The 23,419-nt window shown below is 66.3% G+C and carries 25 protein-coding genes; 8 read left to right on the top strand and 17 right to left on the bottom strand.

Annotation, left to right across the window (positions count from 1 at the left end; genetic code table 11):
• Positions 1–19: 19 nt before the first annotated feature.
• Complete coding sequence (locus tag ACQPZ2_RS31205) at positions 20–742, bottom strand: GntR family transcriptional regulator (RefSeq protein WP_063045603.1); 723 nt, start codon at positions 740–742, stop codon at positions 20–22.
• A 162-nt stretch (positions 743–904) separates the two neighbouring features.
• Here ACQPZ2_RS31205 and ACQPZ2_RS31210 point away from each other — a divergent pair, with 162 nt between their 5' ends.
• Both ACQPZ2_RS31210 and ilvA read left to right on the top strand, forming a co-directional pair.
• On the top strand, positions 905–2,074 hold the full coding sequence (locus ACQPZ2_RS31210) for a serine hydrolase domain-containing protein (protein WP_433521734.1): 1,170 nt from the start codon (positions 905–907) through the stop codon (positions 2,072–2,074).
• A gap of 72 nt (positions 2,075–2,146) precedes the next feature.
• The gene (ilvA, locus tag ACQPZ2_RS31215; RefSeq protein WP_433521735.1) at positions 2,147–3,367 is read left to right on the top strand and encodes a threonine ammonia-lyase; all 1,221 of its coding nucleotides are present in this window, start codon (positions 2,147–2,149) and stop codon (positions 3,365–3,367) included.
• A gap of 37 nt (positions 3,368–3,404) precedes the next feature.
• Here the strand turns inward: ilvA and ACQPZ2_RS31220 are convergent, their stop codons facing one another.
• The 5 genes from ACQPZ2_RS31220 to ACQPZ2_RS31240 all read right to left on the bottom strand — a co-directional run bounded on the left by ACQPZ2_RS31220 (position 3,405) and on the right by ACQPZ2_RS31240 (position 7,573).
• Entirely contained in the window at positions 3,405–4,379 is a 975-nt protein-coding gene (locus tag ACQPZ2_RS31220; protein WP_387295372.1) for an ABC transporter substrate-binding protein, read from the bottom strand.
• Between the two features lie 53 nt (positions 4,380–4,432).
• Complete coding sequence (locus tag ACQPZ2_RS31225) at positions 4,433–5,467, bottom strand: ABC transporter permease (protein WP_433521736.1); 1,035 nt, start codon at positions 5,465–5,467, stop codon at positions 4,433–4,435.
• Complete coding sequence (locus ACQPZ2_RS31230; RefSeq protein WP_433521737.1) at positions 5,464–6,240, bottom strand: ATP-binding cassette domain-containing protein; 777 nt, start codon at positions 6,238–6,240, stop codon at positions 5,464–5,466. Before ACQPZ2_RS31230 ends, ACQPZ2_RS31225 begins: the two co-directional genes overlap by 4 nt.
• A gap of 116 nt (positions 6,241–6,356) precedes the next feature.
• Entirely contained in the window at positions 6,357–7,202 is an 846-nt protein-coding gene (locus ACQPZ2_RS31235; protein ID WP_433521738.1) for a DUF4253 domain-containing protein, read from the bottom strand.
• A 47-nt stretch (positions 7,203–7,249) separates the two neighbouring features.
• Positions 7,250–7,573: a DMT family transporter gene (locus tag ACQPZ2_RS31240; RefSeq protein ID WP_357475339.1), complete on the bottom strand. Its 324-nt coding sequence runs from the start codon at positions 7,571–7,573 to the stop codon at positions 7,250–7,252.
• Positions 7,574–7,682: 109 nt separating this feature from the next.
• Here ACQPZ2_RS31240 and ACQPZ2_RS31245 point away from each other — a divergent pair, with 109 nt between their 5' ends.
• Complete coding sequence (locus ACQPZ2_RS31245) at positions 7,683–8,357, top strand: hypothetical protein (RefSeq protein WP_433521739.1); 675 nt, start codon at positions 7,683–7,685, stop codon at positions 8,355–8,357.
• Positions 8,358–8,459: 102 nt separating this feature from the next.
• On the opposite strand, the gene argH is transcribed toward ACQPZ2_RS31245, so the two are convergent.
• The 3 genes from argH to ACQPZ2_RS31260 form a co-directional block, all read right to left on the bottom strand.
• A complete protein-coding gene (argH, locus tag ACQPZ2_RS31250) occupies positions 8,460–9,881 on the bottom strand; it encodes an argininosuccinate lyase (protein WP_433521740.1) in 1,422 nt (473 codons plus the stop codon).
• A complete protein-coding gene (locus ACQPZ2_RS31255) occupies positions 9,878–10,783 on the bottom strand; it encodes a class I SAM-dependent methyltransferase (protein ID WP_433521741.1) in 906 nt (301 codons plus the stop codon). Before ACQPZ2_RS31255 ends, argH begins: the two co-directional genes overlap by 4 nt.
• Before the next feature lie 119 nt (positions 10,784–10,902).
• Positions 10,903–12,105 (bottom strand): argininosuccinate synthase, encoded by a 1,203-nt coding sequence (locus tag ACQPZ2_RS31260; protein WP_040689239.1) that lies wholly within the window; start codon positions 12,103–12,105, stop codon positions 10,903–10,905.
• A 252-nt stretch (positions 12,106–12,357) separates the two neighbouring features.
• Between ACQPZ2_RS31260 and ACQPZ2_RS31265 the strand changes: the two genes are divergently transcribed.
• A complete protein-coding gene (locus tag ACQPZ2_RS31265; RefSeq protein ID WP_433521742.1) occupies positions 12,358–12,507 on the top strand; it encodes a hypothetical protein in 150 nt (49 codons plus the stop codon).
• Positions 12,508–12,539: 32 nt separating this feature from the next.
• Here ACQPZ2_RS31265 and ACQPZ2_RS31270 read toward each other — a convergent pair whose 3' ends face one another.
• The 7 genes from ACQPZ2_RS31270 to ACQPZ2_RS31300 all read right to left on the bottom strand — a co-directional run bounded on the left by ACQPZ2_RS31270 (position 12,540) and on the right by ACQPZ2_RS31300 (position 19,544).
• Complete coding sequence (locus tag ACQPZ2_RS31270) at positions 12,540–13,052, bottom strand: arginine repressor (protein WP_040689265.1); 513 nt, start codon at positions 13,050–13,052, stop codon at positions 12,540–12,542.
• Between the two features lie 43 nt (positions 13,053–13,095).
• A complete protein-coding gene (gene argF, locus ACQPZ2_RS31275; RefSeq protein WP_433521743.1) occupies positions 13,096–14,088 on the bottom strand; it encodes an ornithine carbamoyltransferase in 993 nt (330 codons plus the stop codon).
• A complete protein-coding gene (locus ACQPZ2_RS31280) occupies positions 14,085–15,299 on the bottom strand; it encodes an acetylornithine transaminase (protein WP_433521744.1) in 1,215 nt (404 codons plus the stop codon). The genes argF and ACQPZ2_RS31280 overlap by 4 nt, the downstream gene beginning before the upstream one ends.
• A gap of 76 nt (positions 15,300–15,375) precedes the next feature.
• Complete coding sequence (argB, locus tag ACQPZ2_RS31285) at positions 15,376–16,311, bottom strand: acetylglutamate kinase (RefSeq protein ID WP_433521745.1); 936 nt, start codon at positions 16,309–16,311, stop codon at positions 15,376–15,378.
• A gap of 76 nt (positions 16,312–16,387) precedes the next feature.
• Positions 16,388–17,605 carry a bifunctional glutamate N-acetyltransferase/amino-acid acetyltransferase ArgJ gene (argJ, locus tag ACQPZ2_RS31290; protein WP_433521746.1) on the bottom strand — a complete coding sequence of 406 codons (1,218 nt, stop codon included), beginning with the start codon at positions 17,603–17,605 and terminating at the stop codon, positions 16,388–16,390.
• Entirely contained in the window at positions 17,602–18,660 is a 1,059-nt protein-coding gene (argC, locus tag ACQPZ2_RS31295; protein ID WP_433521747.1) for an N-acetyl-gamma-glutamyl-phosphate reductase, read from the bottom strand. Before argC ends, argJ begins: the two co-directional genes overlap by 4 nt.
• Positions 18,661–18,839: 179 nt before the next feature.
• Positions 18,840–19,544, bottom strand: a complete 705-nt coding sequence (locus ACQPZ2_RS31300) for an ArsR/SmtB family transcription factor (RefSeq protein ID WP_433521748.1) — start codon at positions 19,542–19,544, stop codon at positions 18,840–18,842.
• Positions 19,545–19,681: 137 nt separating this feature from the next.
• Between ACQPZ2_RS31300 and ACQPZ2_RS31305 the strand changes: the two genes are divergently transcribed.
• Genes ACQPZ2_RS31305 through ACQPZ2_RS31320 form a run of 4 tightly spaced genes read left to right on the top strand, consistent with a single transcriptional unit; the run spans position 19,682 to position 22,857 of the window.
• Positions 19,682–20,251 carry a dihydrofolate reductase family protein gene (locus ACQPZ2_RS31305; protein ID WP_433521749.1) on the top strand — a complete coding sequence of 190 codons (570 nt, stop codon included), beginning with the start codon at positions 19,682–19,684 and terminating at the stop codon, positions 20,249–20,251.
• A 9-nt stretch (positions 20,252–20,260) separates the two neighbouring features.
• Positions 20,261–20,602 (top strand): YciI family protein, encoded by a 342-nt coding sequence (locus tag ACQPZ2_RS31310; protein WP_433521750.1) that lies wholly within the window; start codon positions 20,261–20,263, stop codon positions 20,600–20,602.
• A gap of 1 nt (position 20,603) precedes the next feature.
• Complete coding sequence (locus ACQPZ2_RS31315) at positions 20,604–21,824, top strand: RNA polymerase sigma factor (protein ID WP_433521751.1); 1,221 nt, start codon at positions 20,604–20,606, stop codon at positions 21,822–21,824.
• A gap of 28 nt (positions 21,825–21,852) precedes the next feature.
• Positions 21,853–22,857, top strand: coding sequence for an NAD-dependent epimerase/dehydratase family protein (locus ACQPZ2_RS31320; RefSeq protein ID WP_433521752.1), 1,005 nt, complete (start codon positions 21,853–21,855; stop codon positions 22,855–22,857).
• A 16-nt stretch (positions 22,858–22,873) separates the two neighbouring features.
• On the opposite strand, the gene ACQPZ2_RS31325 is transcribed toward ACQPZ2_RS31320, so the two are convergent.
• Positions 22,874–23,365: a pyridoxamine 5'-phosphate oxidase family protein gene (locus ACQPZ2_RS31325; RefSeq protein WP_433521753.1), complete on the bottom strand. Its 492-nt coding sequence runs from the start codon at positions 23,363–23,365 to the stop codon at positions 22,874–22,876.
• Between the last annotated feature and the right edge of the window lie 54 nt (positions 23,366–23,419).

A 23,419-nucleotide genomic window follows, 5' to 3' on the forward strand; every position in this document is an offset into this window, starting at 1 on the left:
TTGCGCAGTTATTGCCCGGCTATTGCGCGATCGATATATCTTCCGGCGCGAGCAGTCCGGTATCGGTGGGCAGCGTCGCGATCACCGTCTCCAACCTGCGGTGGTGCCGTTCCGCGATCAGCAACAGGCGATCCACATCGCGGGCCATGAACGCATCGAGCATGAGCGCGTGATCGGTGTGCAGGCGCACCCGATCGCCGCGGCCGATATGCACCATGGACTGCACCGGCTCGGTGACATTCCACGCCGATTCGAGCATGTGCAGCAGCCGGAACATCCGCGACGGCTTGGTCAGCGCCACGTGGAAATGGCGCGACTGGCGGTGGTACGCGACCGGGTCGTCATCTCGAATCGCCTGTTCCAGTAGCGAATTCACTTCGAGCAAGCGGGCGCGGTCGGCGTCGGTGGCATTGCGCGCCGCGGCCGCCAGCGAGGCGGTTTCCAGGGTCTCCCGCGCGATATACATTTCGCGCAGCTCGTTGGAGGTCAGCTGGGCCACCGCATAACCGCCGTGCGGCCGATGGGTCACCAGTCCCTCCCCGATCAATGTCTTGAGCGCCTCGCGCACCGGGATGTGGCTGACTCCGAACAATTCGGCGACCTCGCGCAGAGGGATCACCGTGCACGGCGGCACGGCACCATCCAGAATCACCCGGCGCAGTTCGCCGAGGATCACCTGAGGTCGGCCTGGTTCGTCGACAACCAACCTGGCCAGTAGCGCCGATCGTCGTCTCGGGGGCATGCGGCCACGCTATGCGAGCCGTGTTGCGATCTCGGTCGCGGAGATGACGGTCAGGAAAAGTTCACCGAACCGACTGGTCTCACTGTTGGAATTTCGGCTCCGCGATGGCCCCGATCGCCACCGTGCCATGCTGTTGGTTGGTCTAACGACAGAGGTAATCCGATGACACTTACGGCAACGCAGTCGGTGGATCGTCGCTATGTGCGCCTGGTCGCCGAATTCGACAGGCTGTTCCGCAGGCCGAGCGACGGCGGCGGGGCGCTCGTGGTCTATCAGCACGGCGAACCGGTCGTGGATGTGTGGGCCGGATTCGCGCATCCAGGCGTGCCGTGGGCCGCCGACACCGTGGCCATGGCCTATTCCACCGGCAAGGGTGTGGTCTCGACGCTGGCGCACCGATTGGCCGAGCGTGGACTGTTCGATTACGACGAGCCGGTCGCCACCTACTGGCCCGAATTCGGGGCGGCGGGCAAGGAGCGCATTACGGTGCGGGAAATGCTCACGCACCGGGCGGGTCTGCATCGGCTGCGCGATCTGCTGCCCGGGCCGGTAGCGCGTTTCTTGGACGATGCCGAGGTCACCGCCGCGCTCGCGGCCTGCTCCCCGGACCCGCGTCACCTGGTGACCAGCGGCTATCACGGAATCTCCTTCGGGCACTTGGTCGCCGAGTTGATCCGACGGGTCTCCGGTTCGGACTTCACCGAGCTGTTGCGCATGGAAATCGCGAAACCGCTGGCGGCGGAGGAACTCTGGTTCCGGGTGCCGGAATCCGAACGCGGCCGTATTGCCACCAACTTTCCTCGGCTCACCGTTGCGGGCATGAGCTGGGAGAACAGTGCGCGGCTCATGGGCCGGACTCGTTTCGCCGCCGCCGCCGAAACCACGCCGCGCGGATTCGCGGATATGGTTTCCGATCCGCGCCTGCATGATTCGGTGATTCCAGGCGTCAACGGCGTCTTCTCGGCGCGTGCCCTGGCGAGGATGTACAGCGCGCTCGCGACCGATGGTCGGCTCGGGGACTTCCAGTTGCTGCGTCCGGAGACCATCGAGCAGATCACCCGGCGTCAGGTCTTCACTCCCGATTACGTTCTGGCGTTTCGCATTCCGTGGGCGCTGGGTTACCACGGTGTGCCGATGAAGCCGTCGAAGGCCGATCCCGTCTCCGCGTTCGGCCATTTCGGCCTCGGCGGTTCGGGGGCGTTCGCCGATCCGGCCACCGGGATGTCGCTGGCCTTCGTGACCAATCGGCTCGGTGGAAAGCTGACGCCGCTCGGCGACGCCCGGCTGGCGCGGCTCGGCGCCATTGCGCACAATCTCGCGAAGGCCGGATAGGCGCGGAAAATCATCGGATGATTTCTGCCCATGTGGCAGCGCATTGGTGCCATGGGCTGGCAGCATGGGCGCATGGAGTTGCTGGGACTGGACCGCATCGAGGCGGCCGCGGCGGCATTGGCGCCGGTGATTCGGCAGACGCCGGTGGTCGCGTCACGGGTGTTATCCGAGCACGCCGGGACCGAGGTGCGGCTGAAGTGCGAGAACCTGCAGCGGACCGGCTCGTTCAAGCCGCGCGGGGCGTACTTCCGGATCGCGAACCTCCCGGCGGAAGATCGGGCGCGCGGCGTGGTGGCGGCCAGCGCGGGCAATCACGCGCAGGGGGTGGCGTGGGCCGCGGCTTCGCTCGGGATTCGCTCGACGGTATTCATGCCGGTGGGCGCTTCGCTGCCGAAGTTGGTCGCCACCAAGGCATATGGGGCCGAGGTGCGGCAGGTCGGTGAGACCATCGACGACTCGCTGGATGCCGCACTGGATTTCGCCGAGCGGACCGGTGCGACGCTGATCCATCCGTTCGATCACGCCGATATCGTCGCCGGGCAGGCGACGGTGGCCCTGGAGATCATCGAGCAGATGCCCGAGGTCGGCACGGTGATCGTGCCGACCGGCGGCGGTGGGCTGCTCGCCGGGGTCGCCATTGCCCTGCATCACGTCGCGCCGCACGTACGGGTGGTCGGCGTGCAGGCCGCGGAGGCGGCGGCATGGCCCGATTCGCTGGCGTCAGGTAAACCGGTGCGGGCGACGCGGATGTCGACCATGGCCGACGGTATTGCGGTCGGGCTGCCGGGTGAGGTGCCGTTCGCGCACGTCGCGGCGCATGTGCCCGCGGTGGTGACGGTCGACGAGGATGCGCTGTCCAAGGCGCTGCTGTTGTGTCTGGAACGCGCGAAGTTGATCGTCGAGCCCGCCGGTGCCGCTGCGGTGGCGGCCCTGATGAGTTGCGAGCCAACGGAACTCGGATTGCAGGGGCCGGTGTGCGCGATCCTGTCCGGCGGCAATATCGATCCGATGATGCTGACCAGGATCATCGGGCACGGTCTCGGTGCCGCCGGGCGTTATCTGGCTGTGCGTGTGACGATTTCGGATCGACCTGGTGCGCTCAGCGGATTGCTCGCGGTGGTCGGGAAGACCGGTGCGAGTGTGGTGGACGTCGTGCACTCACGGACCGGTGGGTGGCTCGCGGTCGACGAGGTCGAGGTATCGCTGACGTTGGAGACCCGGGGTCCCACGCATCGCGACGATGTGCTTGCCGCGTTGGAGAATTCGGGGTACGCGGTGCGAGTGGAGGATTAGCCGGGTCCGAGCGTGCTCGGACCCGACGTCGCCCCCGTCAGCACTTCCGCTTGTAGAAGTACTTCGAGTTGGCATCCATATCGGCCTGGGTGATCGCCACCATATCGGTCTGGATATTGCGGGTGACCGGCTTACCCTCCAGCGCGGCCGCGGCCTCGTCGACGCCCTTCGCACCGATCCCGGCCGGATCCTGCGCGATAAGTGCCTGCACCGTACCGGCTTTCAGGTCCTCGACCTGCTTCGGACTCGCATCGAAGCCGACCAGTTTGACCTGGCCGAGCTTATTGGCGTTGCGCAATCCGGTGGCCGCGCCCTCGGCGGAACTCAGGTTGGTGGCGAAGATCCCGGCGAGGTCGGGATGGGCGGCCAGCGTCGCGGTGACGATCGAAGCCGCCTGTGCCGCTTCATTGTTGTTGTACTGCACGCCGAGCGAGGTGATGCCCGGGAAGGCCTTCACGGCATCTTCGAAACCCTGAGCACGCGCGTCCGTGGTGGAGGTTCCGGCCTTGGTGTTGATCACCAGCACGGGCCCCTTGTCGCCGATGAGCTTGGCCAGCGTCTGTGCGGCGAGTTCGCCGCCCTTCTTGTTATCGGATGCGATCGACGACAGCGCGATCGAGGTGTCGTCCAGTGCGGTATCGACCTCGATGATTTTGATCCCGGCATCCTTCGCCTGTTTGATCGGGTTCGCCATCGCCTGCGCATGTGTTGGGGCGATCAGGATGCCGCCGGGTTTATTGGCCACCACACCGGTCAGTACCGGAGTCTGCGCGCCCGCATCGAATTTCGTCGGCGCCTGCGTCTCCAGCTTGTAGCCGAGTTTGCTCGCCTCGTCCTGCGCGCCGCATTGCATGGAGATGTAGAACGGTTCGTCGGCGACACCGGGAATCAGCACCAATTTCTTGGCATCCGTGCCGCCGGAATTGTTCACCGAGCCACCACATCCCACCACCAGCGTGCCGACCGCCGCCATCGCGCCGATCATCACCGCGGTCCGCTTCGCCACCCTCATTTGGCTACCTCCGCCTTATTCTCTTATCGCGCAGTGCTGTACTGCTTACCTCTCTACTTGCGGTCCCGGGCTCGGCGGCGCAGTTGGTCGAACCACACCGCCCCCACCAGAACCGCGCTCACCGCGATCGGCTGCCAGAACACCGGCACCCCCGCGATGACGAATCCCTTGCGCAGCACCGACGGAATGAAAACGCCGATAACCGTGCCGACAATGGTGCCGATTCCGCCGAAAAGGCTTGTCCCGCCGATGACTACACCGGCAATGGCGTCCAGATTGTCGGTGCCGTGCCCACCGATGGTGGTGGTGCCGAAGTAGGCCAGATTCATGAATCCGGCCAGTCCGGCGAGTAAACCGGTCATCAGATAGACCAGCACGAGGTGCCGAGTGACCGCGATGCCAGAACGCCGCGCGGCCTCCTCATTGGAGCCGATCGCGTAGGTGTAGCGACCGAATCGGGTGGTGTGCAGCACCCAGGCGGCGAGCACCGTCACCGCCGCCGCCACCAGCACCAGATTCGGTACGCCGCCCAGCGATGTCCCGAAGCCCAGGGAGTCGCGCAGCTTGTCGGGCACCGTCCTGGTGTCGACACCGCCGGTGATCAGTTGTGCCGCACCGAGTGCCGCACCGAACGAGCCGAGTGTGACGATCAGCGGTGGAATCTTTGCCTTTGCCACCAGAATTCCATTGAGCAATCCCCAGATACCGCCACCCGCAATGGAAATCAAAAGGCCGACACCGATAATTCCCCACCCCGCGCCGGTGGCGTTCTCGTCGGGGCTGAGCCATTCCATCGTTTTCGCGCCGAGCACACCGGCGAAGATCAGCACCATGCCGACCGACAGGTCGATGCCCGAGGTGATGATCACGAACGTCATGCCGACCGAAAGCACCAGCAGCACCGAGGTTTCGATCAGCAGCGTCTGCAGGGTGAAACGGGTCGGGAAGGCGTCGGGACGGATGATGCTGAAAACGATGCACAATACGACGAGCACCACACCGATCCACAGCGTGCTCGCGCCGAGAAGCCGTTGCAACAGAGTGCGTTCCGGCAGATCGGGGCCACCATTCGGCTCTGCTTTCGTCATGCCGCGTCCTCGTGTGACAGCGCTCCGGTCATCGCACCGACCAACTGCTCCAGCGTGGCATCGGTGGCGGCGAATCGAGCCACCCGCTTGCCGAGTCGCAGCACCTCGATCCGGTCGGCCACGGCCAGCACCTCGGGCATATTGTGGCTGATCAGGACAACGGCAATGCCCTGGTCGCGCACATTGCGGATCACCTCGAGCACCCTCTCGCGCTGCACAACGCCGAGCGCCGCGGTCGGTTCGTCCATAAAGACGACCTTGCTCGCCCACAGCACCGCACGCGCCACGGCGACACTCTGGCGCTGCCCGCCCGACAGTGCGCCGATCGGCACATCGGTGCTCTGCAGCGTCACACCGAGGCGCCGGAAGTGTTCGACGGCTCGGGTCCGCATCGCCCGCTTGTCGAGCATGCCGAGTCTGCCCGCCAATCCGCGGCGAACCAGCTCCCGGCCGAGGAACAGGTTCGCGGCCGGGTCCAGATCGGGTGCGACGGCGAGGTCCTGGTACACGGTTTCGATGCCGAGCCTGCGTGCGGCGGTCGGTGAGCCGAGCACCGTTGCCGAACCGTCCAGCAGGATGGTCCCCGAATCCGGTTGTTCCGCCCCGGAAAGGCATTTCACCAGTGTGGACTTGCCCGCGCCGTTATCGCCGATCAATGCGACGACCTCACCGGCGCGCACCTGAAAGTTGGCTCCTCGCAACGCCTCTACACCGCCGTAGCGTTTCACCAACGACTGGGCCTCGAGTACTACATCGCCCGGTTCCGATGCCATACCGTCACCCGCGTCGACTCAGTTGAGCAAACGTCCGATCCATCGGCCGATGCTACGTTCGCCGACACCTCTCATGGGACGAATTCGACAAAATGCGCAGGGCGCAACGAGACCGATCAGTCCCACCAGAAGCGCCACAGCTGCCGAAGCAGGGATTCGGCCAGTTCATCGAGTGAATCGCGATCCTGTTCGGCCGCATCCGGGCAGTACAGACACGCCTCCAGTGCCTGCGCGAGAGCGGCGTCTTCGGTCAGCTCCGGCTCGTGTGCGACGGCGAGCCACAGCGTGTCGGAATCCAATGCGACGAGTTCGCATCGGCGCTCCGACGCCGCCCACCGGCGCAGCATCACTGCGTGGTCGGCGCCGTCGAGGTCATAGTTGAGCGCACCCGACCATTGCAGCTCGTACGGAACCAGCCAGGAATTCGCGGCGGGAACCAGGGCGAGCTGATCGAATTCGTCGCAATCGCCACGAATACTCCAGACGTCGCCCCAATCGAATCCGTCGTAGTCGTAGAGCTCGAGATCCAGATCGGCCCAGTCCGGTCCGCCTCGTGGAATCTCGTAGTCATCGCCCGACCGCTCGCGATATCTCTCGCGCAACCAGTCCGCCGCATCGGTTCCGGCGAGGAATTCCGGAATCGACAACTCACGCGATTGCTCCCACCCGCGCTCGGATCCGGTCCGATACCAGGTATGGGTCTTGGTCAGCACCGGCCACAATCCGGTCTTCGGATGCACCTCCCGCACCTGCTCCCACAGCCCGGCCGCCGCATAACCGGGCTCGGTCGATACGACCCACACCGGCGCCCCCGACACCGTCTGCTCGACCACCGACGCCGCCGGTAGCTCGATCCCGTACGCCGCCAACGCTTCCGCCGGATCATTGCCCGCGAAGGACACCGCAGCGGGCTCCGCCGATCGATCCGCGGTGAAGGTCCCCGCCTCGAAATCTCTCTTCATGAGCCGTCATTCAACAGCCGCCCACCGACAATCTCGCAGCGCGGATGTCAGTGTGCGCCACCGAGTTCCAGGGCGAGGACGCCGAGAATCACCAAGGCGATGCCGCCGACCTGGATCAACGAAAGTCTTTCGTCGAGGAACAGGACGCCGATGACGGCGATGGCCGCGACGCCGACCGCCGACCAGATGCCGTAGGCGACGCCGATCGGCATGCCGCGCTTCAGCGCCTGGGACAGGAAGAAGAAGGCGGCGCTGTAGCCGATGACCACGATGATCGAAGGCACCAATTTGGTGAAACCGTCGGAGATTTTGAGCGAGACGGTCGCGGTGATTTCGGAGGCGATGGCCAGCGCCAGCAACAGCAGGGTCATCGGCGCAGCGTAAACCGGGCGGATGGGATGCGGTCGGCGCCATAAGCATTCGACCATCCCGATCGAAAGGTCGGCACCGCAGAATTCGGTCGTCGATCGAGGAGGGACAATGGACGCAGCGGTGATCTTGGTTCTGGCCGGGCCGATCCTGTTACTGGTCACGCTCATCGTGTTCGTTCCGCTGACGATTCGCGCCGAGCGTGCGCGCCGAAGGATCTTGCGGCAGTGGGCGACCCAGCACGGGTGGACGTTCGCGGACAGCTCGCGGGCTCGGTGGGTTTCGCGGATGCCCGACGGGGGACGCTATCTGGGCGTGACATTGACAGGGCAGATCGGCGGCCGCTGGGTGACGGTGGCGGAGTACACGTACGAAACGGAAACCGTCGCTGCGACGGTCGGCCCACGTTCCGCGTCGAACAGGTCGAGGACAACGCACCACCTCATCGCGACCATGGTGCTGCTGGACCGCCCCTTCCCGTCGGTCAGCGTGTCCACTCGCGGCGTGCTGTCCAAGCTGGGCCGCACGCTGTTCGGCGACAAGCCCACCGCCACCGGCAATGTCTCGTTCGACTCTCGCTTCCGGATCAGCGCCGCCGATCCGGACTTCGCCCGCTGGCTCGTCGGCAAACCACTGATCGACGCGCATCTCGCCGCAACCGCCCCGGACTGGAGCCTTGTCGGTCCGGAGCTGCTGACCTACCGCCCGGGCCGCCTACACAACCCATCCACCATCCCCGAACTCGCCGCACCACTCATCCACGTGGCCGACCTCCTGGGCCGCTAACGGCCGGGATCAAGATCAGGTGGCACTGGTGGCGGAGGGTTCGGGCGATGCCGCCATAGATTCCACCTGATCTTGGTCGTCGCCGGGTGGGGAACGGGTCGGCTAGGTGAGGAGGCGGCGGAGGTGGGGGATGGTGTTGCGGAGTTCGGCGAGTTGGGATGTGACCTGGACGCCTGCGGTTCCGCCGCGCGCATTGCGGGATGCGATCGAGCCCTGCACGGTGAGCACTTCGCGGACCTGTGGGGTCAATGCCGGATCGATGGCGGCGAATTCTTCGTCGGTCAGCTCGTCGAGGCCGACGGCGCGCGCCTCGGCGGCGCGCACGCACGCACCCGCGGCCTCGTGCGCGACGCGGAACGGAACACCCTGCCGGACAAGCCATTCGGCGATATCGGTGGCGAGGGTGAAACCGGCGGGGGCGAGTTCGGCCATGCGGTCGGTGTGGAAGGTGAGCGTCGAGACCAGGCCAGCGATGGCCGGGAGCAGCAGTTCGAGCTGGGCGACCGAGTCGAACAGGGGTTCCTTGTCCTCCTGCAGGTCCCGGTTGTAGGCCAGCGGTTGAGCTTTCAGAGTCGCCAGCAGTCCGGTCAGATTGCCGATGAGGCGACCGGCCTTGCCACGGGTGAGTTCGGAGACATCCGGATTCTTCTTCTGCGGCATGATCGACGAGCCGGTGGACCAGGCGTCGGCGAGGGTGATGTAGCCGAATTCCGGTGTGCTCCAGAGGATCACCTCTTCGGCCATCCGGCTCAGATCGACGCCGATCATGGCGAGCACGAACGCCGCCTCGGCCGCGAAATCACGTGCGGAGGTGGCATCGATCGAATTCGCCGCGGCGGCATCGAAATCCAGTTCGGCAGCAATGGCTTCCGGATCGAGTCCGAGCGAAGATCCGGCCAGTGCGCCGGAACCGTAGGGCGACACCGCCGCCCGCTTGTCGAAGTCGCGCAGCCGATCGATATCGCGCAGCAGCGGATGCGCGTGTGCGAGCAGATGGTGTGCGAGCAGTACCGGCTGCGCGGCCTGCAGATGCGTCTTGCCGGGCATTACCGCGTCCGGATGCGCGGCGGCCTGGGCGACCAACGCGTCGACTACATCGAGGAGTCCGGCGGCGACCCGGCGGGCCGCATCGCGCAGCCACATCCGAAAGAGCGTGGCCACCTGGTCATTACGCGAACGCCCGGCCCGGAGTCGGCCGCCGAGTTCGGTGCCGACCCGCTCGATCAGCCCGCGCTCCAACGCGCCGTGCACGTCCTCATCGGCCTCGGCGGGGGCGAACGCACCCGAATCCACGTCCGCCGCAAGGTGATCCAGCCCGGCCAGCATGGCGGCGAGGTCGCTCTCCGACAGCAGTCCCGCCTTGTGCAGCACGCGCGCGTGTGCCTTCGACGCGCGAATGTCGTAGGGAGCCAGCGCCCAGTCGAAATGGGTCGACTTGCTCAGCGCGGCCATTGCCGCGGCCGGTCCGGACGCGAAACGTCCGCCCCAGAGCGCCCCTTCGTTGGTGCTGCCGCTCTGCGTCATCGTGTGCTGTCTCCTCCGGGTCGTCGGGCGGTGAACAAAATGTCGGTCTTCAGGTGGGCGGCGGCCTCGTCGGATACCTCCCGGCCATGGCTGCGCAGCACCTCGGCCGGATCGGCGCGCGACACCGTCCAGCCGTGTTCGGTGAACCAGTCGATCGGATCGCTGCGGCCCTCGTCGGAGTACCACAGTTCGCCGACATCGACTGTCACGTCGACCCCGGCCGTTCGCGCATCCTGCAATGCCTTCGAGTCCGGCGCGGAACCTGATGAGCGATAGATCGCGATGCGACTGCCCGGTGCGCTCGATGCCATGATGTTGTCGAACAGTCGGTCCTGAGCGTCCGCGGGGAGGTAACGCAAGAGGCCTTCGACCAGCCATGCGGTCGGCGCGGTCGGATCGAATCCATTGTCCCGCAACGCCGCAGGCCAATCCTGACGCAGATCCACCGCTATCGCGCGGCGGTCTGCAGCGGGCGGAAAATCCGCAAGCGCGCTCTCCTTGAACTCCAGAACCTTCGGCAGATCCAGCTCGAAAACCGTTGTGCCGACCGGCCATTCGAACCGATAGGCCCTGGCGTCCAGGCCCGCGGCGGGGATGACGAGCTGCCGGATGCCGTCGGCGGCCGCCTCCTGGACGTAGGCGTCGAGGTAGCAGGTGCGTGCGATGAGGGCCGAGATAATGGGGCCCATCGCCGCTGTCGCGGCCTCCTCGAGATCCGGGATCTCCCCGCGCACGATGCGCGTCCAGGATTCCGAACCGACGGCGGTCACCAGCACTTCGGCGTACGAGTCATGGAACAGTGCGTCCGGGCGACGACTCTCGGCGGCTCGCATGGCGGCGACGCCGAGGGCGGTGGCGCCCACGCTCGATTCGATATCCCAGCTGTCGTCGTCGGTTCGCATAGCGCTCCTTTCGGGTCGGCACTCACTGCGCGCCGACCCGATCGAGCCTAATAGTCGCAGTCGGACGAAGTCCGTCGCTGATCTCCTGCGCTCGGCCCGAGCGAAGGCGAGGCCACCGGCTACTTCTGGTTGAGGTCGCGACGAGCGGCGACCTTGGAGGACAGGCCGTGGATCTGCACGAAGCCCTTGGCGAGGGACTGGTCGAAGGTGTCGCCCTCGTCGTAGGTGGCCAGGTTGAAGTCGTAGAGCGACTGCTCGGAGCGGCGGCCGTTGACCACGACGGAACCGCCGTGCAGCACCATCCGGATCTCGCCGGTGACGTGCTGCTGAGTCTCGGCGACGAAGGCGTCCAGCGCGCGCTTGAGCGGGGAGAACCAGAGGCCGTCGTAGGCCAGCTCGCCCCAGCGCTGCTCCACCTGCCGCTTGTAGCGGCCCAGTTCGCGCTCGATGGTGACGTTCTCCAGGGCCTGGTGCGCGGTGATCAGCGCGATGGCGCCGGGGGCCTCGTAGATCTCGCGGCTCTTGATGCCGACGAGCCGGTCCTCGACCATATCGAGGCGGCCGACACCCTGGCGGCCCGCACGATGGTTCAGCTCGACGATGGCCTCGAGCACGCTGACCTGGCGGCCGTCGATGGCGACCGGCACACCCTTGTCGAAGGTGACGATGAGTTCGTCTGGCGCCTCGAAGTTGACCGTCGGGTCCGAGGTGTAGTCGTAGACGTCCTTGGTCGGCGCGTTCCAGAGGTCCTCGAGGAAGCCGGTCTCCACCGCGCGGCCCCACACGTTCTGGTCGATCGAGAACGGGGACTTCTTGGTGACGTTGATCGGGAGCTGGTTCTCCTCGGCGAAGGCGATGGCCTTCTCGCGGGTCCAGGCGTAGTCGCGGACCGGGGCGATCACATTCAGGTCGGGGGCGAGCGCGCCGATACCGACCTCGAAGCGAACCTGGTCGTTGCCCTTACCGGTGCAGCCGTGCGCGACGGTGCTCGCGCCGTGGAACTTGGCGGCCTCGACGAGGTGCTTGACGATGAGCGGGCGGCTGATCGCCGAGACCAGCGGGTACTGGCCCATGTACATGGCATTGGCCTGGATGGTCGGCAGGCAGTACTCGTTGGCGAATTCGTCGCGCGCATCGACCACGATCGCCTCGACGGCGCCGCAGTCCAGCGCGCGCTGGCGCACCACATTCATGTCCTCGCCGCCCTGGCCCAGATCGATGGCGACCGCCACGACCTCGGCGCCGGTCTCCTTGCCGATCCAGCTGATCGCAACGGAGGTATCGAGCCCACCGGAGTAGGCGAGTACGACGCGCTCGGACATGTCTTTGTGCTCCTCGGTTTCGTGCTTGTCTGCAGGTCGTGCCCGCATCCGCGGGCGGCGGGGCGCGGCGCCCACCGACGCGCCCAATCGCACGTCAGGCGGCCCGTACCGTCATGCAAATGATTATGCACGATGATGCAAGCCCATTCACAACCGGGTCCGAGTTCCACCTTCCGGTAGCACCTTGGCACCCCTGTCCACCTATGTCACGCTTTACCCGGCAACTATCGGAGCGGGCAAAGGACGGACCCCATGCTGCTGCACCTCATAGCAGGCGAATTCAGCACCCTCGGCAACGACGTCCTCGACATCGGCCGCGCCCTGGTCGACCTCGTACAGGACCTCATCAACGTCGGCACGCCGGGTACCTCCCACGGCGGCGGCGAATACCCCTTCGGCTGACATTTCCTCCTGCTGAGGACGCCGGGGCGGGCTCAGGCGAGTTCTTCGATTTTCGCGGCTAGTTCGGCGCCGGTGAGAGGTTCACGGGCTATTACGGCGATGGTGTCGTCCCCGGCGATAGTGCCGACGATGAACGGGAGGGCGGCGCGGTCGAGGGCGCTGGCCAGGTAGTGGGCCGCGCCGGGTGGGGTGCGCAGGACGGCGATATTGCCGCTGGCGTCGGTGGACACCAGGAGGTCGCCGAGGAGTTTGGAGAGCCGGTCGGTGCCGCCGGTGACGCCGCGGACGGGGCTGCCGTCTTCGGGGACCACGTAGACGCCCGCGCCACCGTCGGCGGCGCGCAACTTCACGGCGCCGAGTTCATCGAGGTCGCGGGACAGGGTGGCCTGGGTGGTTTCGATGCCTTCGGCGGCGAGCAGCGCGGCGAGTTCGGTCTGGCTGCGGACCGCGTGCGCCGTCAGCAGTTCGATGATGCGGGACTGGCGGCCGGCGCGGGTTCGAGCGATTGCGGGGGCGGACTTACCCGCGTCGGGCTGGACGGTCATGACCATGCCTCACCGCAACGTCTCGCGCGGCCGAACCCACGGCTCACCGCGCCTCACCCCGCTTGGCCAGCAACCACACCAGCAGCGCCTTCTGCGCATGCAGCCGGTTTTCCGCCTCGTCCCACACCACACTGTGCGGTCCGTCGAGCACCTCGTCGGTGATCTCCTCGCCGCGATGCGCCGGAAGGCAGTGCAGCACAACGACATCCGGATGCGCCTCGGCGAGCAGATCGTCGTTGAGCTGGAACGGCCGGAACGGGCCGACGCGGTCGAGGCCGTCGTTCTCCTGCCCCATGGAGGTCCAGGTGTCGGTCACCAGAGCATCGGCGCCTGCCGCCGCGGCAACCGGATCGCCGGTGAGGGTGATGGTCGCGCCGGTCTCGGCAGCTCGCTTGCGCGCGGCCTCGAGAATCCATGGCAGCGGCTCGAAACCCGTTGGCGCGGCGATCGTTATGTTCAGACCCGCGGTCACACCACCGAGCAGCAGCGAATGCGCCATATTGTTCGCACCGTCACCGAAGTAGGTGAGGTTGCGCCCGACCAGATTGCCCTTGCGCTCGACCAGCGTCTGCAGATCGGCGAGGACCTGACACGGGTGGAACTCATTCGACAAGGCATTGACGACCGGCACCGTCGCGGTGACGGCCATTTCGTCCAGCCGCACCTGTTCGAAGGTCCGCCACACGATCGCATCTACGTAGCGCGAGAGCACCTTGCCGGTATCGCCGAGCGTCTCCTCGCGCCCGAGCTGGGTGTCGCGACCGTCGACCACCACCGCGTGCCCGCCGAGCTGCGCGATGCCCATTTCGAAGGAGAACCGCGTGCGGGTGGAGTTCTTCTCGAAGATCACCCCGACTCCGCGCGGCCCTTCCAGCGGCCGGTGCGCGAACGGATCCTTCTTCAATTCCGCTGCGAGCGCGAGGATTTCGGCCTGCTCGGCAGGCGTGACATCATCGTCGCGCAGAAAGTGCCGGAGTGGCCCACCCGTCTCCCGGCCGCCACCCCTCATGGAATCGCTCCGCGATGCTGTACTCATTTGCCCCCCTTGGCGTCCACGATCGCACCGTCCAGGATCTCGGGCAGATCGCCGACGAAATTGTCGGACTGGGTCTCGGTGAGCACCAGTGGCGGCGCGAGCCGAATGATGTTGGGTTTGGGCGCATTCACCAGATAGCCCGCCTCCCGCGCCCGGTTCTCGACCTCGGCAGAGATATCGTCGGTCAGCACGATACCGAGCAGCAGACCCGCACCACGCACATGATCGATCAACGGGTGCTCGAGCAGCTCGATGCCGTCACTGAGCCGCTTGCCGACGGATTCGACATGGGCGAGCAGGTCGGTCTCATCGATGGTGCGCAGTACCGCCAAAGCCGCTGCGGCACAGACCGCGTTGCCGCCGAATGTGGTGCCGTGCAGCCCGGGCGTCAGCAGATCGGCGGCCGGTCCGGTGGCCAGCACAGCACCGATCGGCAGCCCGCCGCCGAGCCCCTTGGCCAGCGTGATCACATCCGGCACTATGCCGAATGCCTGGTGCGCGTAGAACTTTCCGCACCGGCCGATACCGGTCTGCACCTCGTCGAGGATCAGCAGCGCACCGTGACGCGCGGTGATCTCCCGCGCCTTCACCAGATAGTCGATGGGCGGCACGACAACGCCGCTCTCCCCCATGATGGGTTCGAGGAATACCGCCGCGGTGTCCCCGTCGACAACCGCCTCGAGCGCGGCCGCATCGCCGTAGGGCACGTGGACGACACCCGCGGGCATCGGCTCGAACGGCGTCCGCTTGGAGGGCTGCCCGGTGAGCGCGAGCGCGCCCATGGTCCGGCCGTGAAAGGCCTCGTCGGTCGCGATGATTTTGTGCCGCCCCGTCAGCCGCGCCATCTTGAACGCTGCCTCATTGGCTTCGGTGCCCGAGTTGCAGAAAAACGCACGGCCGTGGCCGTCCCCGAATTCACCGTCGCCGAAGTGCGCGAGCAGCCGTTCGGCCAGTTCGATGACCGGTTCGTTGGCGTAGATATTCGAGGTGTGGCCCAGCGTGCCGAGCTGCTGGGTAACGGCTTCCAGAATCGCCGGATGGGCGTGGCCCAGGCTGTTGACCGCGATACCGCCGAGGAAGTCGACGTAGCGTCTGCCGTCCGCGTCGTAGACCACCGCGCCCGCGCCGCGCACCAGCGCGACCTTGGGGGTGGTGTAGTTCTTCATCAACGCGGCGGACCACCGCTGCTGCAGCTCTGCTGTGTCGCTCATGACTCCGCCTCGCTGGCGCTCGGCTCCGTCACGACCGACAGGTCGGCTGTGTTTATTGTTCGCTCGCTGCGCTCGCTCATATTTTCGTTCCGTTCAGTGTGTCCGCCGCGCTCGTCGGGAGCGGGGCGGGCGTCACCATCGTTCCGATTCCTTCTCCGGTGAACAGTTCCAACAGCACCGAATGCGGGACGCGACCGTCGATGACATGCGCGGTCGGCACCCCGCCCTGCACGGCGCGCAGGCAGGCTTCCATCTTGGGCACCATGCCCGCATCCAGACGTGGCAGCAACTCGGCCAGTTCGGCCGCGTCGATGCGCGAGGTGAGCGACGAACGGTCCGGCCAGTTGGTGTAGAGGCCCTCGACGTCGGTCAGAATCACCAGTTTTTCCGCGCCGATGCCCTCGGCGAGTGCGGCGGCAGCGGTGTCGGCATTGATGTTGTGCACCACGCCGTCGGCGTCCGGGGCGATGGTGGAAACCACCGGAATACGCCCCGCGCCGATGAGGTCGAGCACGGCGTCGGCATTCACCTCGGTGACATCGCCGACCAAACCGATATCGGTGGCCTCGCCGTCGACGTCGACGGTGCGCCGGGTCGCGGTGAACAGGCGCGCGTCCTCGCCGGAAATGCCGACCGCGTACGGACCGTGCGCATTGATCAGCCCGACCAGTTCCCGGCCGACCTGACCGAACAGCACCATCCGCACCACATCCATCACCTCGGGTGTGGTGACCCGGAAGCCGCCGCGGAATTCACCTTGCAGCCCGAGCTTTTTCAGCATCGCGCTGATCTGCGGTCCGCCGCCGTGCACCACCACCGGATGTACGCCGACGGTGCGCAGGAACGTCATATCGGCGGCGAAGGCCTGTTTGAGCTCCGCATCGATCATCGCGTTGCCGCCGTATTTGACGACTACGATCTTGTCGCGGAACTTCTGCAGCCACGGCAATGCGTCGGCGAGGACGTGCGCCTTGTCCAACGCCGAAAGTTCCCGCACCGCATCGCTGGTCATGGCTGCGCCTCGCTGGCGCTCAGCTCCGCCATGCCCAGCGAAGCTGGCTGTGTTGATGTTCGCTCGCTGCGCTCGCTCATGAGCTGTAGGCCGAATTCTCTTCGACATAGCCGTGCGACAGGTCGGTGGTCCGCACGGTGGCGGTGCCGTCACCGACATTCAGTTCGATCCGTACCTCGATATCGGCGCCGGACAGGTCGACCTCGCGCGAACCCGGCGCGCCGACACTGTCGACACAGACCGGATTTCCGTTGAACGACACCGAGATCCGGTTCGGATCCAGGGTGACCGGTGCGATGCCGACGGCGGCGAGCACCCGGCCCCAGTTCGGGTCGGAACCGAAGAGCGCGGTCTTGACCAGACTGTCGCGGGCGACAGCGCGCGCCGCGATCAGCGCCTCGTCCTCGGAGACCGCACCGGCGACGGTGATCTGCACCCGTTTGGTCACGCCCTCGGCATCGGCCATCAGCTGGGCGGCCAGATCGTCACAGACCGCGAGCACCGCCGCGTCGAGGTCCTCCTGCGACGGCGTGACCTCGCTCGCCCCGTTGGCGAGCAGCAGCACGGTGTCATTGGTGGAGCAGGAGCCATCGACATCGAGCCGGTCGAAGGTGAGCCGAGTCGCGTTGCGCAGCGCGCGATCCAGTTGTTCGGCAGTTGCGGCGGCATCGGTGGTGAGCACCACCAGCATGGTCGCCAGCGATGGGGCGAGCATGCCCGCGCCCTTGGCCATGCCGCCGACATTCCACTTGTCGCGGTGGTGGAAGGCCGCTTCCTTGGGCACGGTATCGGTGGTCATGATCGCGTATGCCGCATCGAGACCGCCGGACAGCCCGCCGCCCATTTCGTGCACGATCTCGGTGACGGCCGGAACCACCTTGTCCATCGGCAGCCGGTCGCCGATCAAACCCGTTGAGCAGACGGCGATTTCGCCCGCACCGGTTTCGGTGCCCCAATTGCTCAGCGCCTTGGCCAATTCCTCGGCGGTCTGGTGGGTGTCCTGGAATCCGCCCGGACCGGTACACGCGTTGGCCCCACCGGAATTCAGGATCACCGCACGCAAGCGGCCGGCGGTGAGCACCTGCTGCGACCACAGCACCGGTGCGGCCTTCACCTGGTTGCGGGTGAACACGCCAGCGGCCGCGTATTCCGGCCCCTCGTTGAACACCAGTGCCAGATCGGGTTTTCCGCTGGCCTTGATGCCTGCGGCGATGCCCGCCGCCCGGAAGCCGAGCGGTGCGGTCACGCCCTGGCTCCGGACCAGCTTGCCTCCCGGAGTTTCGATCGTCGTCACGGTGCCACTCCTACGGTGGAAAGTCCTGCGGTCTCGTCGAATCCGACGGCCAGATTCATGGATTGGACCGCGGCGCCCGCGGTGCCCTTGGTCAGGTTGTCGATCGCGCCGATCACCACGAGCAGTCCGGCATCGGCGTCCACCGCGACCTGGAGGGTCACGGCATTGGAGCCGAGCACCGAACCCGTCTGCGGCAGTGTGCCTTCCGGCAGCAGCTGCACGAATGGTTCATCGGCGTAAGCCTTTTCATAGACCGCGCGAGCCTGGTCGGCGTCTACTCGGGTCGGAGCCGTGCAGGTCGCGAGGATGCCACGCGGCATCGGCGCCAGCACCGGGGTGAACGATACGGCGACCTCGGTGCCACCGGCGGCCCGCAGGTTCTGCGCGATCTCGGGTGTGTGCCGGTGCGCGCCCGCGATGCCGTAGGCCCGCACCGAACCCATCACCTCGGAACCGAGCAGGCCGATGTCGAGTTTGCGGCCAGCGCCCGAAGTGCCGCTTACCGCAACAACATGCACCGTCGGTTCGATGATTCCGGCCGCGATCGCCGGTGCCAGCGCGAGGCTGGCGACCGTGGGATAGCAACCGGGCACGGCGATCCGGTGCGCGCCGCGCAGCCGCTCGCGCCCACCCGGCAGCTCCGGCAGGCCGTAGGGCCAGCTGCCCGCATGGGTGGTGCCGTAGTACTTCTCCCAGGCCGCCGCATCGGTCAGCCGGAAGTCGGCGCCGCAGTCGATGATCACCGTCGACTCCGGCAGCTGCTCGGCGATGGCCGCGGACTGACCGTGCGGCAGGCCGAGGAAGACGATGTCGTGGCCGGCCAGCTCGTCGAGTGTGGTCGGCGCGAGCACGCGATCGGCGAGCGGCAGCAGATGCGGCTGCAGCTCCCCCAGCGTGCTGCCCGCATTCGATCCAGCGGTCAGCGCCCCGATGACGAGGCGCCCGTCGCGGTAGGCCGGATGGCCGAGCAATAGGCGCAGCACCTCACCGCCGGCGTATCCACTGGCACCGGCCACAGCAACCCGCAACACTGGGTTACTCGACGAATCAACCATGTGATGATTATGCACGATTATGCAAGCCCATTCATTAACGGGGTCCTGCTCCACCGATCCTGGCCCACGTCACCAGGCGATTCCGGATCGCCCGGGCAGTGATACCCGAGGAGGTGGCGGGTCAATCGCGTCGATGAGATTCGGCACTCGATCGATCCTGCGCGAAAACGGGCGCGGTGTCAGCCGACTGTTGCGGGATCGATGCCCAGCGCCTCGCGCAGACCGATCTCCCCCTTCTGAGTGAGCATGACAGCGCGGCCCGACCCAACGCGTCGCACCCAATCCAGTGCCTGCAGCCTGCGGTACAGCTGTGCGCCCGCGGCACCGCCGAGGTGGGTCCGGCGTTCGGTCCAGTCGAGGCAGGGACGGGCAATCGGGCGGCGGGTCCGCAGTGTGTCCGCCTCGATGCCCATCGGCCCCGTCAGCCATGCCGAACCCGCCTCGGTGAGGGCGAAGCCGCCTTCGTCATCGAGCAGTTCGCGCTCGGTCATGGCGGCGGTGATCGCAACGCCGAGTCGGCCCGCGAGGTGGTCGTAGCAGGTTCTGCCACGGGCCAGGGCCGCCGCCGCGGTGGCCGCGCGCAGCGTCGTGGGTTCCGGGTGCGCCGGTTCCAGATGGGCGACCATGGTCTCCAATAACTCGGCGACCTGCGAGCTGGCCAGCTGCACGTAGCGGTGCCTGCCCTGACGGCGTTCGATGAGCAGACCGCCGTCGAACAGCCGATTCAGGTGCTCGGTCGCGGTGGACGGCGCCACTCCGGCATGTCTGGCCAGCTCACCTGCCGTCCAGGCGCGACCGTCGACCAGGGCCAGGCACATATCGGCGCGGGTGCGGTCGGCCAGCAGGGTGGCCAGTCCGGCCAGTTCGGCTCCTCGGGTTTGCACCACACCATGATCGCGCCGGGATATTTCGGCGGGCACCGAAATATCCGACCGATTTCTGTCCGAGGTGTCGATTCGCCGCAGGGCCGTTCGTGTAGGTAGTGAAGCCGGTAACCGACCGGCCGACGGAAAGGACTTCCATGAGCAAGATCATCGCGGTCGAGCACCTCACCCTGGACGGCGTCATGCAGTCCCCCAGCGGGGCCGATGAGGACACCCGGGACGGCTTTCGGCACGGTGGCTGGGTGCATCGCCACGACGACCCCGTGCAGGCCAGGGTGATGGGCGAACATATGGCGACCCATCACGGTGCGCTGTTGCTCGGACGACGGACCTACGAGCAGTTCTACGGCTTCTGGCCGCAGCAAACCGGCAATCCGTACACCGAGGTGTTGAACAAGACCGAGAAGTTCGTCGCGTCCCGGACGTTGACCGAACCATTGCCGTGGGAGAACTCCACGCTGCTCGGCGGCGATGTCGCCGCCGCGGTACGCGAACTGCGGCAGGATCTCGTGGTGCTCGGCAGCGGCGATCTGCTGCAAACGTTGATGCGCAACGATCTCGTCGACGAGTATCTATTGCTGATCCATCCGATCGTGGTCGGCGGTGGGCGGCGGCTGTTCGATGGCGCGGACCTCGGCGAACTGCGACTCACCGATAGCGTCACCACCCCCACCGGCGTGGTGATCGCCACCTACCGGCGGGGATGAGGAGGAGCCGTGCAGCAGTATCTGCTCAGCATCTATCAGCCCGAAGGCAATGCGCCGCCGGACAATCTCGACGAGATCATGCGCGATCTGTACGCGCTGAACGACGAGATACGGGCCGCGGGCGCCTGGGTTTTCGCCGCGGGCCTGCATGCGCCGAGTACCGCGACGGTGCTGCGCGCCCAGGGCAACGATGTGCTCGTCACCGACGGTCCGTATGTCGAAAGTAAGGAGTACATCGGCGGATTCACCGTCATCCAGGCGGCCGATCTGGACGAGGCGCTCGACTGGGGCAAGAAGATGGCCGCGGTGCTCACCCTGCCGATCGAGGTGCGGCCGGTGGCCGATCACTGAGATGGTCACCGATGCCGCGATCGCGGCCGTATTCACCGAACACTACGGCCGGGTGGTCGCCAGCCTGATCCGCGTCTTCGGCGATATCACCATCGCCGAGGACGCGGTGCAGGACGCGTTCACTGCCGCCGTACAGCGGTGGCCGACCGACGGACTCCCGCCGAGCCCGCCCGGCTGGATAATCACCACCGCGCGCAACCGAACCATCGATCGCTTGCGGCGCGAAGCGTCTCGCGACGACCGCCATGCCGAGGCCGCACTTCTGCACGCCGACAACGAATCCGACGATATGAGCGCCGTCCAGGACGACCGCCTCCGCCTGATCTTCACCTGCTGCCACCCGGCACTGTCGCTGAATGCCCAAGTGGCACTGACATTGCGGCTGCTCGGCGGTCTCACCACACCCGAAATCGCACACGCCTTCCTGACTTCCGAATCGACCATGGCGCAACGGCTCGTCCGCGCCAAGGGCAAGATCCGCGACGCGCGCATCCCCTACCGAGTTCCGCGCGACGCCGACCTGCCCGCCCGCCTGTGCGCGGTCTCGGCCGTCATCTACCTCATCTTCACCGAGGGCCATACCGCCACCTCCGGTGATCGGCTGGTTCGAACCGACCTGTGCGCCGAGGCAATCCGCTTGGGGCGCTTACTCGTCGACCTGATGCCCGACGAGCCGGAGGTATCCGGTCTGCTCGCGCTGATGCTGCTCACCGAATCGCGCCGAGCCGCCCGGACCGCACCGGACGGGTCACTCGTACCGCTGGCCGACCAAGACCGTAACCGTTGGGACCGCACTCTCCGCACCGAGGGACATGCCCTCGTCCGAGAGTGCTTGCGCCGCAACCAACCCGGCCCCTACCAGATCCAAGCCGCAATCAACGCTGTGCACGCCGACGCCACCGATCCGGAATCCACCGACTGGCAACAAATTCTGCAGCTCTACGACCAATTGGCCGCCATAGCACCGAGTCCAGTGGTGGCGCTGAACCGCGCGGTGGCGGTCGGTGAAATCGAGGGTCCTGATGCGGCGCTTACCCTGCTCTCTGAAATCGATCTACCGAATCACCACCTGTACCACGCGATCCGCGCCGACCTCCTACGCCGACTCGGCCGCACCGCGGAGGCAATTCAGGCCTACGACGCCGCCATCGCCCACACGGAAAACACCGCAGAACAGACCTTTCTGCGGCGGCGCAGGGATGAGCTCGCCTCAGCCAACTGATGCCCAGGCGTTGCTCTAGGCTCGAATGGTGCCTGATGCACTGATCGTGGCTGGGTCCGGCGTGATCGGACGCGCCATCGCATTGCGGATGGCGGCTGCGGGCTGGCAGGTGCGAGTGACGGGACGGACCCGCCTCCCCGTCGAACTCCACACGGCCGGTGTGAGTTTCATCGCCACGGATCGCGCGGACATGCGACGGGAGTTGGCCGCCGGAATAGATCTCCTCGTCGACTGCGCCTGCTACACCGCCGACCACGCTCGAACCCTGGTGGAACTAGCGGCGGAAGCCGGTTCGACGGTATTGCTGTCCAGCAAGGCGGTATACATCGATGCCGCTGGCAACCACGCGAATTCGGAGGTCGAGCCTCGATTCGATGGCCCACTACCCGAATCCGCACCGACGATGCCGCCTGGCAATATCGACTACAACTCCCGCGCTGGTTATGGAGCGAACAAGGTTGCCGCAGAGCAGGTCTCGCTCGACAGCGGCCTCCCCATCACTGTGCTGAGACCATCGCGCGTCCATGGAGTGGGCAACCGTCGTCCACGCGAATGGGTCTTCGTGAAGCGAATCCTCGATGGGCGCCGCTCGGTCCTGCTGCGCCGCCGAGGCGGTGGGATCGTCCACACCACCGCCGCAGCCAATATCGCGGCACTGGTGGAAACCGTCGCCCACCAGCCCGGCACCCGCATCCTCAATATCGCGGATCCGGACACCCCCACCGCCCTCGACATTTCCCGCACGGTCGCCCGCCACCTCGCCCACGACTGGACCGAGATCCTGCTCGACGATCATCCATTGGGCAATACACCCTGGGACTCCACCCACCCCGTCACCCTCGACACCTCCGCAGCCACCGCCCTCGGCTATCAACCGGTCGGCGACTACGCGACAACAGTTGCCGCACAGCTCGACTGGCTGATTTCCGCCGCCCGCTCAGGCGATACGTCGGGAACACCCCCCACCGACGACCCCTACTTCCGCCAGTTCTTCGACTATCCGGCAGAAGACGAGTTCCTGGCCGGGCGGTGATCGCCACCGGCCGCTCTCAGTGTTTGCGCACCACCCGCTCCCCCTGCCCGGGCTTCCAGATGGTGATGTCCAGGTGATCGTCGGTGACCTCGACGGTGGAGGCACTGGTCAGGTCCGCGGTGTAGAAGTGGTCGAACTCTTGGCCGCGGATGTCGAAGCCGGATTCGTCGAACAGTTGCTGGGCGAAGCGGGCGTGGACTTCCTTGTCCGGGAGGTCGATGACGGTGCCGAAGAGCTTTGCGTCACCGTCGCCGACTTGGGTGTCGACGGTCGCGGTGTGCAGGCAGAAGCGCGGGTCGCGGGCGAGATCCTTGAATTTGGTGGTGTTCGGCATGCCCACGATTACCAGCATGCCCTCGAAGATCCGCGGTTCTACGGGGCTGATGCGGGGGAAGCCGTCGGAGCGCAGGGTGCCGAGCATGCAGAGATTGCCGGTGGCTTGGTGTCGACGAGTGAAGACGGTGGCGATGCGTGGCGCTTCTTCGGTGAACTGGCTCCATGTGGTCATGAGATCGACGGTACGAGGCAAACTTGACATCTTCTGTCAGGTTTTATGGCTAAT

The organism is Nocardia pseudovaccinii, assembly GCF_050942345.1.
GTDB lineage: Bacteria > Actinomycetota > Actinomycetes > Mycobacteriales > Mycobacteriaceae > Nocardia > Nocardia pseudovaccinii.